General features: G+C 50.6%; 7 protein-coding genes. All 7 read right to left on the bottom strand.

The window, feature by feature from the left end; all coding sequences use genetic code 11:
• Nucleotides 1-189: 189 nt before the first annotated feature.
• The gene (locus tag HMPREF9193_RS02090; RefSeq protein ID WP_021686397.1) at nucleotides 190-1080 is read right to left on the bottom strand and encodes a leucine-rich repeat domain-containing protein; all 891 of its coding nucleotides are present in this window, start codon (nucleotides 1078-1080) and stop codon (nucleotides 190-192) included.
• Nucleotides 1077-1625 (bottom strand): hypothetical protein, encoded by a 549-nt coding sequence (locus tag HMPREF9193_RS02085; protein ID WP_021686396.1) that lies wholly within the window; start codon nucleotides 1623-1625, stop codon nucleotides 1077-1079. Before HMPREF9193_RS02085 ends, HMPREF9193_RS02090 begins: the two co-directional genes overlap by 4 nt.
• A gap of 246 nt (nucleotides 1626-1871) precedes the next feature.
• Complete coding sequence (locus tag HMPREF9193_RS02080) at nucleotides 1872-2594, bottom strand: DNA-binding domain-containing protein (RefSeq protein WP_021686395.1); 723 nt, start codon at nucleotides 2592-2594, stop codon at nucleotides 1872-1874.
• Between the two features lie 56 nt (nucleotides 2595-2650).
• Complete coding sequence (locus tag HMPREF9193_RS02075; RefSeq protein WP_021686394.1) at nucleotides 2651-6532, bottom strand: right-handed parallel beta-helix repeat-containing protein; 3882 nt, start codon at nucleotides 6530-6532, stop codon at nucleotides 2651-2653.
• 11 nt (nucleotides 6533-6543) lie between these two features.
• Nucleotides 6544-7725 carry a hypothetical protein gene (locus tag HMPREF9193_RS02070; RefSeq protein WP_021686393.1) on the bottom strand — a complete coding sequence of 394 codons (1182 nt, stop codon included), beginning with the start codon at nucleotides 7723-7725 and terminating at the stop codon, nucleotides 6544-6546.
• On the bottom strand, nucleotides 7715-10669 hold the full coding sequence (locus tag HMPREF9193_RS02065) for a FecR family protein (RefSeq protein WP_021686392.1): 2955 nt from the start codon (nucleotides 10667-10669) through the stop codon (nucleotides 7715-7717). Before HMPREF9193_RS02065 ends, HMPREF9193_RS02070 begins: the two co-directional genes overlap by 11 nt.
• Nucleotides 10635-12539 carry an adenylate/guanylate cyclase domain-containing protein gene (locus HMPREF9193_RS02060; protein WP_021686391.1) on the bottom strand — a complete coding sequence of 635 codons (1905 nt, stop codon included), beginning with the start codon at nucleotides 12537-12539 and terminating at the stop codon, nucleotides 10635-10637. The genes HMPREF9193_RS02065 and HMPREF9193_RS02060 overlap by 35 nt, the downstream gene beginning before the upstream one ends.
• Nucleotides 12540-12746 lie beyond the last annotated feature (207 nt).

Here is a 12746-nt window from a genome sequence, read left to right as displayed (position 1 = left end):
TTTTTGGACAGTTTCCTTGATTTTATATGCGACGTCCCAATCCGCAAGAACATTTCGCTTCCCCCGTTCGGAGGGAGCCATTCCCTTCGCTCGGAAGAAGCGGCCTCCCTCGCTCGAAGGGAGAAAGATCCTTCACCCGAACGAGTGGACACATTCGATCCGCCCGATACGAAACGCTCGAATGTAGCGTTAAATCTCAACACTATTCCCGCTTCCATGTCGTTTATACATCTTCCATTTCTTTACCGTTTTTGCATTATTAAAGGCTGCGGCTAAGTCAGGCGGAGCGCTAAAGTCTGTGTGATTGCCTTCGGTAACGCCGGATTCTTCGGTGTAAAGAACACACCTCGCATTATCACTATCCGCCCGAACCGGTAAATCGTCAAAGAGCTTTTTAAATGCGTCTGCGTTAAGCCGGTTGCCGTAGCAGTTCAGCTTGTACAATGCGGTTAAGCCCTGCACGTTAAGTGCGGTAAGCCGATTGCCGGAGCAGTCCAGCCTTTTTAAAGCGGTTAAGCCCTGCACGTTAAGGGCGGTTAGCTGATTGCCGCGGCAGCCCAAGTCTTTCAAAGCGGTTAAGCCCTGCACGTTAAGTGCGGTAAGCCGATTGCCGGAGCAGTACAGCTCTTGCAAAGCGGTTAAGCCCTGCACATTAAGTGCTGTAAGCCGATTGCTTCCGCACCACAGCTCTTGCAAAGCGGTTAAGCCCTGCACGTTAAGGGCGGTAAGCTGATTGCTGCCGCAGAACAGCTTGATGATGTTTCCTTTGAGGATGACCCTTCTGCCTGTTGCATACAGCACGGTTTCGGCACCGCTTGTAAGCTCCGTTTCGGTACAGCCTTCTACAGCTACGGCGGAACCGTCCGAGGTTACAGCCTTAACTCTGATGTCGAGCTTGTCGGGGCTTAAGATGAGCGATGCGCCGCCTTCGATAAAGGGGGCATGCGGTTTTTCAGGTACGGTTTCCCCCTTTTCCTCTTCAACCAGCATCTTCTTAAAAAACGGGTTTTCACAAGACATAATCGATACCAAAAGTACCGCCAAAAATAAAACTAAAATCCGACTTTTCCGTTTTTTCATATTCTAAATCCTCCGCTCATTCCGGCAGCCCAGATTACGGGGTAGCCGCCTTTTATATAGGGCTCGATAAAAAAGTTTTTTACTGCAAAGCGGTAACCGAATGTTCCTTCTCCCAAACCGAATACAAAGGGTTTTGCGGCCTTTCCGTTCCAGCCTAAGGAAACGCCTCCTTCCGCCTGAACAAAAAAGCCCGAATCGCAGGTTTTAAACTTTGCAAAATCATAGAAGTTCCAGCGGAACAAAAGAGCCGTATCAAGAAGACTGTATCTTTTAAATCCCGTCGAATACAAGAGCTTTGCACCGGCTGAAAACCTGCCCGTTTTAACCCAATCAGGCAATACAAACATCCCGTAAAGACCTGCGCCCAAGGCATAGCCTTTCGGTACATTCATATTCCCTTCCGCCGAAATACCCAAAGACCAATGAAGGCCGTCTTTTTCTCTCTTAGGTTCATCCTCAACCTCTTGGGCAAAAAGAACGGAAGCTCCCATAATCCACAAAAACACCGGCTCACAGAGTATTATTTTTACATAATTTTTCTTCACATCAATTCTCCATTAACAATTATTAATTATACTTTATAAATTACACTTTACCAATTATACTTTATCAATTAATTGAATTCGTCTTTATTCCCCCGCACTTTATGGAGCTATGCCTCCCTGCTGTGTGGAGCACTCCCTCCATACTGTCGGGAGCTATGCCTCCGTGTTGTGTGGAGTTATCCTTCCATACTGTCGGGAGCTATGCCTCCCTGCTGCAGGGAGGGTTAATTTCCGTTTTTTTAGCGTTTACGGTGTAACTGTAAGCGGTTTACCGAAGGTGCTTTTTTTTACGGTTTTTAGTTTGGTACCGCCGCCTGAAAGTTTTGTTCTCACTTCCATATAGTATGTTCCTGCCGCAAGGTCTGCGGGGATGACGGCCATAAGGCGGGCGGGTTTGTTTTCGGCGATGACGGAGGCACGGACGGCGGCGCTCTCAGGTGCTCCCGTTTCAGGTACAAAGAAGATGCCTTGCTTTGAGTCTTTTGCATCGAATTTTAAGCGGCTTCCGGTAAGCTGTATAATGCCGCCTTTGGTGAGCACTTCGTTCACCTTGCCCGATACGATGTCGGTAACTTCGGTGATGTAGGGGCCGGTGCTTGTGCTTTCGGTTTTTTCGCATTTGATTTTGCTTACAGCGTCGCGCAAGAGTGTGCCTGCGCTCATGTTCAAGTTGACCGTGTGCCGTTTTTTGTCGAAGGTGTCGGCAGCCCCATTGAATACGCCCGATATGCTTAAAGAGGTGTTCATAAGCGGGGTGTTGACGGCAGAGCCGTCGGCGATGAGCGCTGCGCACACTTCGCCGTAGACTTGCAGGGTAGCAGCCACGTCGGCCCGCGTGAGCGTGGAGCCTTTTTGCATCATAAGGCCGATAATCTCGTCAAGGGTGTACGAGCGCACGTCCGCCGCCTGCGCCATGTAGTCATCCGGCGCAGGAGTGAGTAAGTTTTCCCGTAAACAATATTTTAACATAAAAACCTCCTTGAGTTTTAATCGGTAATTACATATTATCCATTGGAATTACCCCATTAATTAGGCAGTATATAAAATTTGGCATTGTCTAAAACCTTGAACCGCTTCTGACCGGTATTTTTAAGAGAAAAATCATTACCACTGGAACCAGATCCTCCGGAGTCTAAATCAAAGCTCGTGCCTCCATTTACCACTTTACCACTATTTTGCAGAACATCGCTATTATATGTTCTAAAGGTTTTGTAATTAAACTTAATATATCCTCCACCTCCGTTGTTTACTTCGGTAACGTGCATAATGCCGTAATCACGTTTACCTGTCATATAAAGTACCAGTTTGCCATCCAATGCCATGTGGTCAATTTTATCACCCTCATTATAAATCATTGAAGGATCTGCAGCTTTGATTGCAGCTTCTATTTGATCCTTCGTAATATTGTTAAAAATGACAGTTTTATTGTTTGTCAAGTAACCGTTGCTGTCCACTGTCCAATACTCGTTGCCCTTCGGCGTTACGGTGAATTTGCCGTGTTCCGAGCCGACTTCGCTTCCCGTAAGCACTTGTACCGGCGGAGTTTCGCTGTAGTTTTTAGGCGTAATGCGGGCGGCAATTCCGCCCAGCGGGTTCAAGGTGCCGTCAACGGTTATCTTTGCATTACTTGAGGACATTCCGTCCAAATATACGTCGTTGTCTGTATCTATCTTTGCGCTGCCGGACATCTCTATTACCCTCTGGCTTGTGGAAACATATACGCCTTTGCCGTGTCCACTTGCCGTATTCCCGCTAATAGTGCCGCCTGCCATTTTCATTATACCTTGTACCCCAACGCCGCCGCCGTTTGTTGCGTGATTACCTTCGATAGTGCCGCCTTGCATGTTAAATATTCCCCCGTTATTCAGCACAACGCCGCCGCCGAAATATGCAGTGTTATTTTTGATAGTTCCGTTTTCTAAGGTGAATGAGGCAGAAGTACCGCCGGCCTGACCCTTTACGTACACACCGCCGCCGTATGCTACTATGCTGTTGCTGTTTTCGCTTTTGTTGTTACTGATTTCGCCGCTTTTCATCGTAAAGGAAGCGGATTGTTCAATGTAAATTCCGCCCCCGTCAGGTCTTTCACTGTCAGTGCGCCGCGCCTCATTGTAGGAAATCTTCCCGCCGGTCATCGTACAGGCCGCGTCGCTTCCGGTAAGGAAGATGCCGCCGCCGTTCTTTGCTTTATTGCCGTCGGATGCCGAAGCGCCGCCGATAGTGGAGCCGTCCAAGGTCAGCTTACCGAATGAACAAATACCGCCGCCTTTTTCCGCTGCCGCGCACGCCTTAACGGTGCAGTTTTTAAGTTTCGCCTCGCATCCCTCTTTGACAAGTATGCCGCCTCCGTATTTGTCCGCATCTTGTGTCCCGTCCGCCTTTCCTTTTTTAAGCGTTAGGTTTTCAAGCGTGAGTTCTCCGCCGTTTTCTACGGTAAAGATACGGCTTCGAGTATCTGCGTCGAGTGTGGGAGTTGAGCCGGCTCCTTTTACGGTAATCTTTTTTGTTACGCTGATCGCACCGTGGTCACCCGTCGCGCTTGTTGCCGTTATAGCACCCTGTATAACAAATTCGTCGCCGTCTTCCACCGTCGATGCTTCAATAGCATTTTTCAGCGTTTTCCATGCGTTGCTGCCGCTTGGTATGACAGTCGTCACCTGTTTCAAGACGAGGTCGGTGCCGTTATGTATGAGCTTCCACGGAGTCGTCGGATTTTGATCGGTTATTTTAAACCTGTTCGCATACGCGCTGATGTCTACGCCGGAAGCATTTACGGCTGCAATGCCTGCCGTATAATCGTCAGGCGTTATTCTTGCGACGATGTGCGTGCCCGTAAGAGGCGCCGTTACAGTCAGCTTTGCGTTTTTAGACGGGACATACGGAACATCGGCATTCTTTTCCAAAAATACGTCGTTCGCTTCGTTGATCTGTGCGTCACCTGCTATATTGAATGTGCCGCCGCTTTCAAGATAAACGGCCGCACCTTTGCCGTCCGGCGCAGTGTTGCCGGAGATCACGCAGCCGGATTCGACAATAAGGCTGCCGTCTATTCTGACATATACAGCGCCTCCCAGTTTGTTTCCGCCGGATACGGTACAATTTTTAATATCCGTATCCGTCATTTTGCATGAAGAACTGTTATTGCTTATATAGATACCGCCGCCGGCTCCACTGGGGCAGATACCGCCTTTGAGCGTAAGGTTTTTAAGCGTAAGCGTACCGAAGTTTACGGAGAAGATGCGATGTCCCGGTTTACTGCCGTCAGTTGTATTTGCGTTTAGAATGTCGAAAGTCTTGTTGTTCCCCCGTATGGTTAGGTTTTTATTGATGGTGATTTCGTCGTAGTTGTCGGGAGCGTTCGTCGCTTTTATTTCTCCGTTTACTACAACGGTGCCGCCCGCACTTGTGTACTCGATTGCTTTTTTCAATATATGCCACATTTGCCGATTCAGCCCCGAAACCGCCTTTACTTCTCTGCGCACTTTGTAGTACAGCGTCCGCGTAGTGCTGTCGTCAAAGCCCTCGCCTGTCGCCTTAAAGACGACTTTGTACACGGCTACCCCGCCTCCGTCCGCCGGAGAAGGAAGTGTCACAACGGCGCTCTGTCCCGCCGTAAAGGATGCACTGCCGGGAACGGAATCACCCGAGTCTTTTTCAGCGCTTCCCGTTACGGTAACTCCTGCAGGATAATCGGTTCCGTCAGGTTTTTTAATCGTGAGTTTTACCGCATTCCCGTATGCGCTGTACACGGGGATCGCGTGAGCCACGTCCGAACCGTCGGGCAAGACGCCGCCGATCGTCGCGCCCCCGCCGTTTAAGTCGTTATTGCCTGACGCATCCGTCGCGCCTTTTTCCGTATATACGCCCGAATCCGCCGTATTATTCATCGTCGAATCGGCGAATACCTTAGGAGCGGGAAGCTCGCGCTTACCTATCGTCTGTTCCGCGCGTGCGGAATAAAATTTTCCGTCGAAGAGCCGTATGCCGTATTTTGCCGTAACGCCGCCTACGGGAACGTCCGTTTTAAGGTAGAGCACCCACGGGCCTAAAGGAACGGTGTCCGGCTGCGGGCTTCCCGAAAGGGCATCCGCTTCTGCGTTCGATAACGGAGCGGCATCGGTTTTCGCGATAAAAGCGGTATTTAGAGGATTTGTTATAACAAAGTCGCCTGAGTTGAGCATAACAGGACATGCCGTTTCAGTGCCGCCGTTTTTGCTCACATATACGTGTGTAAGATCGCTGTGCAGCGGAACATTTGCCGGCACGTTTTCTCCGGGTAAGCCGTCCACCTTAAAGCACAAAACGTAATAGTGTTTGCCGCCTTCGGGTGTACACGTTTTAAAAAGCGCGATTTTATTAGCTGCCGATGCCTCAACGGGCGCGGGATCCGGCGGCGGCGTATTCGCTTCCAAATCGAATGAGTAGGTTTGATTGAATTTTCTGCCGTCGGTACTGTAGAGCGTAATCGAAGCGCCGATGTTCGCACGGCTTTGCTCGTACCGCTTCAAAAAAGCCGGTTTGTACGTCAGCGTCAACGTACTTTGTCCGCTTTGCGAAAGCGTATAATCGGTGCCTGCTTCGGGAGCCTTTGTCCCGGAAGCATCGTGTATGCCGCTTGCGAACCTTACGATATCCGCCGGCGCACCTGTACCCGGCATTACAAACGAAAAGTTTTTGGGATTGCGCACGGTAAGCGTAATCACCGCATCGGTTGCCGACGGCACGCACTGAACGCCTGCCGGGCTCGTCTGTGCAGAAGACGCCGCTGTGAAGCCGGTAATGACGGGTTCCGACGCCCAGTATGAAAAATCTTCTTCTATGTTCGCAAAGAGCTCTTTGCAGGCGGTTATCGCGAACAATGCCGCAACCGAAGCGGCACCGATAAGTACGGTACTAAATTTACGCATAACAACTCCACTTAAAACATCCAGCCGACCGAAAATTGCGGTTGAAACATATACTTCGGCAAGCCGTCTCGAAACACAAAAAAATGATCGACGTTCAGCTCAAGATACATCTTTTTATAAACAAAGACTTGCAGCGCCGTTCCCGCGTCCACATCGAATCCCCAATACCAATACGTGGGGCTTTTTACGCTGCCGCCGTCAAACGAAAATTTGCTCTGCATTAAAAATACGGCGCCCGCTCCGGCGTGTATGTCGAGATTCAACCGGTGCTTGATGATCGGGTATACGTATGCCGCGTTGACGTTCGTCAGCATGAGCGCGCCGTCGAGCGTATAATCGTCCAGCTGCTTGCGCATCATCGCCGCACTGTAATTTACGTTAAACCCGAAGTGGCCGTAAGTTCGTTTAAACGGCAGCACACTAAGGCGAAAGACGCCGCCCAAAGGGGCAACGGTACGATTATAATACGCTTTGAACACGCTCTCTCCCGTAAAGCCTGTAAACGCGTAACCGAGTGAAACATAGGTATCGATCGGCTTTTGGAAGCGGAATATCACGTCTTCGCTTTTATCGACCAGACCGCTTTTATCGCGCGCAATAAAAACGTAGGTGCCGGGCTGGAATCGATTCGTATTCAATTCAAAACGCGCTTTTTTGCCGTTTTTCGACAGTTCTTCGGGCTTGAGCGTTATCGTTCCGCCGCCCGCTTTTTCAAATACGAAAACGGTATCGTCGAAAAAATTGCCGCCCGTAACGGTGAACGTTCCGTCGAAAAATTCGTCGAGATAGATGAGGCGCGGCGTCACGGATTCGACTTCCGGCTGATAGGCGATCAATATGTCGAAGTTCCGATACGCGCTCGACGCTTCCTTTTGTTCGAGTAAATTGATGACGGTTACCTTATAGCGGTAGTTTCCCGGCGGCAGCGACACATCGATAAAATGATCCCGTACGATTTTTTTGTCTATCGCGCGCCACGCACCCGCCGCATCCCTTTGTTCGAGTTCGAATTCAAATCCGAATATGTCGTCGATCGCTTTCCACGAAAGGCGTTGATAGAGTACCGCACCCTCCTCTCCTTCTTGAATAAAATAGTGCGCATCGGGATCGGTGCGGTCTCCTCTGCTTTGTGCAGCGAGCGGCAGCAAAGAAAGCAGGCACAAAAGCGCCGCGGTACATCGCTTATTTTCCATAGAGCACTCCCGGCGCATCAGTTTCTACCGATGTCGCTTTCGGCAAGTCGATGACGAAGCGGCGGCTCGAAACGTTGCCCTTTTGGAAAAGCATACCGTTTTTCAATCGCCGCTCGGGCTCAACTTCCGCGTAAAAAATTCCGCGCGACAATTTCGCAAGGTCGCCGAAATCGAATGCACAGCCGCCGTCCGTACGCGAAGATGCCGTGCGTGCATCTATTTCGCGTTCAAAAATCTTTTGCTTTTTGTCGTTGTAGAGTCGGATCACATAGTGTGTCGCCTCTCCGTTCTTTTTCCAGCGGAATACGATGCTCCGGTTCGCTTTGAAAAAGCTTACGCCGAAGATTTCGCCGTCGGAAGGGAATACCAATGCGACTCTTTCAAGCGGCGGTATCGGCAAAACGGTAAAGCTGTTGTCCTGCAACGACGATATGTCGAGTCCGTCGCGGGTAGATGCGGTAACTCTCCACCGGTAATTCCCCGCCGAAAGAGGCGGAAGGCGCACGGAAAAAGAAGGATCGTAGACGGAAAGCACGCTGCCCTTTTGTCCCGCCTTTTCAAGCACGAGTCGGGTTTTTACGGGCTTTTCAACGGAAGACCACTGCAAGAAACCGGGGTTCAAAGCCGCATCCACACCGCCGATCTTTGCGTTGTGTGCAGGCAACACGAGTTCTACCGGACGCAAGTGCTTGAGCATAAACGCTTTATCGGCGGCATAACTGTAGCGCCTGCTCGACGTCAGCGTCGAAGATGCAAAACCTTGTACGCTCATTATATAATTGCCGTCCCGTATCGACTGCAGCGCCATCTCCACGCCGGTATCCGTGATGTACAAACTTTCGTACAGCGGTACCGAATCCAAACCGGGCTTCGTGATCTTTACTTGATAATAATCGGCGCCGGGAACTGCCGTCCACGCAAAAGTATTCTTTTGTTTCGGGTGAATGACGACGACATCTCCGATGTCGACGAGTTCGGGCGGAGGAAGCGCCGGCGCTATCGTCAATCGTTTCGGCGGCGTTTCGAGCGCTTCGAATTCGCTTTTGACCGACACGCGCCAAAAGTAATCGCCCTGCGGCAAAACCATACCGTCTATGCCGGAGCCTTGCGCTTTTACGTCGAGCATGGGGGATGAAAAATCATTCGAAACGGACACTTGAAAGCGCTGCTCGCCTTCCAAATTCGTCTTCCACGTAAAGCGCGAGTCGAGACACAGCGTATCGGCCAAAACGTAATTATCGGGAGGAAAAAGCGAGCGCAAAAAGAGTTCGCTGTCGCGGCTCCGAAATGCCGAGGGCGCACTCGACGTCAAGCGTTCGCCGTTTTTGTCGAGTCCTTCAACCTTCCAATAATACACACCGTTCGGAAGCGTCTTTGCTGCATTTTTCAATTCACAGTAATTGATATCGCTCGTCCGCTCGACAACGGCGTCGCTCATCGATTCACTTTTTGCGATAACGAGCCGATATTTTACCGCTTCGGTTACGTTTTTCCACGAAAAGGCAACGCTTTTTCCTTCCGCAGTATCGGCGATCGCGCCCGGTGTAATCAGCTTGATAGGAGGAAGCTCTTTTTGCTTTTCGATCGAAAAGACCGACACCGCAGAAGGCTTCGGAAGGATGCTTTCATCGGCGATATAATTCGGCGTCACCCGCCAATACCACATCCCTTCGCTCAAATTCGGCAGCGTTACCGTCTCCCCGCTCACTTGTTTAACCACTACGGGATTTCGCATATCGGAGTTGTCGGCGGCTTCGAGCGTGTACGACGAAGAAACGTCGTTACCCTTCCACAAAAAACGTACCGCAGGGATCGTCTCTTTGTACACATAACGGCGATCGGGCACGGGTTCGAAAAGAACGGGTGGAGGAGCGTCCAAAACGGTAAATTTTCCCGAATCCGCAGATTCGTCACGCGCACCCTTGTCTAGCGCATAGATCCGCCAATACACGGTTCCCGCCTTTTCGTCCAGCGTCACTTCTTTCAATCCCTTAAGCGAAAGGCGGTAGGACTTTGCAAAATTCCTGTTCCGTGAAGTTTCCAAAACGAGTTCGGTATCGTCGGGAAACGAACTGCGCCACGAAAACGATACCGGAAGCGTATTCTTATATTGATTGATAAGTCTTGCTCCCGAAGCTGGGCGTATCATAGACACGGCCGCTTTGTTTCCCGCCTGTACGACGTCACCTTCTGAGAGTACAGTCGGCTGTAAAGCATTCGCAGCGGCGCTTCGCCTCACACGCACATCGGCTCTTTCCTCTTCAACCGTCGTCATGGCGGCCGTCCCCTTTTCTACCGTCAAACGGAGCGCACCGCTCGCAGCGGCGTTTTCTCCCCGAGCGGCGCTTTCGATCTCGGCTTCTCTTCCGGCTCCGGCGATGCCGCCCGCAGATGCACTTTCATCCGACGAAGATAAAACGTTTACCGCCTCTCTCTGCGCACTTTCGAGTTTTTGCACGTGCAGCACGGAATCCTTTTCGACTGCAACGGAAACGTTGTCCGCTTTGACCGCAACTTTAGAACCGACGGTCTGCACGGAAACGTTGCCCTCGGCGACCTGTACGGCAGTTTCGTCTTTTTGTGCCTGCTTAAAGATTTGAATCATCGTATTCGCACCGATATCGATGACGTTTTGATCGGGAAAATAGATCCTCGCTTCGGAGGCGGGCGCGGTTCTGATGATGTCGCCGTTATACACGGGAGAATACTGCACCGGCCTATCCCACACGGAGCGGTCGAGGAATTTGCGCTGAACGCTTTTGTATTTATACGAAACGGTTGCAACAGGCACTTTGTCGGCACGCTCGATCGTTTTATTTAAATTATTAAAAAACAAAAACGCGGTACAGCCGATAGCGGACAACGAAAAGAACACAACAAAAATGTCCTGCAATACGTCCGATACGGACTCACGATTGTATTTTGTATTTCTTTTCGTCTTCATCGAGATTTACCTTTGCAAAATCGGGAGTCGGAATACCGAGCACCCGCCTGATCTGTGCAAGCGACTTCGGCCCTTTCGCGCCTGCGCCGGGGATGCCGTCTTCGGCAGGCATATTGATAACGGCGAACATGCGAAGCGGCTTTTCTTTGCCTTTGACGGTAACCGACGGCATCTCTTCAACGAGCACGCTGTCATGTACAAGAGCATAGGTATATTCGGTGATAAGGATGTCCGTACCCAGCGGCTTATTGAGCGCTTCCGTGCGGGAAGCGAGGTTGACAGCGTCTCCGATGACCGTGTACTCCATGCGCTGCGTCGAGCCGATTTGACCTGCGACGACGGGACCGGAGTTGATACCGCAGCCGATGCGGATGACAGGCTTTTTGTCGCCTCCGCGCCCGCGGTTAAAAATTATGAGCGCCGCCCTCATGCGCAGCGCAGCACGGATGCAGTTGAGCGCGTCTTCTTTCGGACTTCCGGCCGATGTCGGTGCTCCCCACACGCTCATAACCGCATCTCCGATAAATTTATCAACGACGCCGTGCGTCGCGTTGACGCATTCGACCATCGACGTCATATATTCGTTTAAGAATTCAACGACTTCCGCCGGCGTAAGTTTTTCGGAGATGGCGGTAAACGAACGGATGTCGGAAAAGAAAATCGTCGCCTCCTTCGTTTCACCTCCGAGTGCAAGCTCGCCTCTCATGGCAAGCTCGGCGATTTCTTTGTTAATAAAGCGTCCGAACGAATCTTTGAGTCGCTCGCGCTCTGCAAGTCCCTTGCCCATCTTTACGAAGCTCGACGTCAAAAGCCCTAGTTCATCCCGTGTCTTCGGCTTTAAATCAAGTTCGAACTCGCCCTGCTCGATCCGCTCTGCGGCGCGCGCGAGTGTTTTTACCGGACGGCTGATCGATTTTGAAAAAAACCAGATAAACATGATGGAAAGGAACAGCACGATGACAGTCAAATAGATGTTGCGCTTCGTCGTTTCCGCAACCGGCTGCAAAAGCACGGCGGCATCAGCGGTCGTCAAAACAGAAAGCTCACCGAAAGAAAGACGGCGATACGAGCCGAAATATTTTTTACCCGCATCATCGGTGACGAGAAGCTGGCGATTTGTGTCGCCGTTTTCCTGCATTTGCGTAAAAAGCGAAAAATTGCCGACATTCGCACCGTTTTTTACGAGATTAAAATCGGGATGGATCAGGATATCGCCCTCTCCGTTTACCAAATACGTCGTCTGCAGCGTACCCGCACCAAAGCTGTCGGAGAGCTTTTCGGCGGAAAAGAAAACCGCCAAGCCCTGCCGCAAACCTTTTTCTGCGTATGGCCAGCACAGCACGAGCATCGGAATATCGAATACGGGAGAAGCGTTTATTACGCGGGTGATACCGCGTTCCGTTTCTAAAATCGCATCGCGCGACTGCGCCAAAAACACATCCACGAGCGACGGATCCAACTCATTCGATAAAAAAAACGGCGTACTCAAAAGCTTTCGCTCCAAGCCGCCTGCGCGCCTCGAATCGGTGACCAAAACGGCGGCTACCGACGGATTGCGTTCAAAATAAAAATTCGACGTTTCCCTTGCAAAAGAACTCCCGCTCTCCGTCCTATTTAAGATATCCAACAGCAAAAACGCATTCGCGCGCAGCGACGACAGATCTTTTTCCGCCAAGTTTGCAGCTTGTGCGTTCACTGTACGATTATTTTCTTCCGCGCTGATTCTGACATCCTGTCCGCCGAACCACGTAACCAGGAGAGTAATAATACCGAGCAATAAAATCGTCATCACCGAAATGATACTGACAAGCTTTGCTCCGATCGAAAATTTGACGTATTGTCGATTATCGTCTTTCTCCATTTTTTTCATAATAATGATTATATAATAAATCTGCGAGCAATGCAATTATTAAAAATGAAGTTCGGCGAATCGTACCACATATTTTTCGGTTTTTTAGGTCTGCACTTTTATGATAATACTTCAGAGACTGTCTTCGCCAGTCCCCTTTAAAATAAAAAAAGCCTGGCTTCGAGCGCAAAGCGCTCAGCAACCGACGCACGCGAGGCGCGTGCTAAC

This window comes from Treponema lecithinolyticum ATCC 700332, assembly GCA_000468055.1.
Classification (GTDB): domain Bacteria; phylum Spirochaetota; class Spirochaetia; order Treponematales; family Treponemataceae; genus Treponema_C; species Treponema_C lecithinolyticum.
Note: the sequence above shows the minus strand (reverse complement) of the source record. Positions and strands in the feature narration are given on the sequence as shown.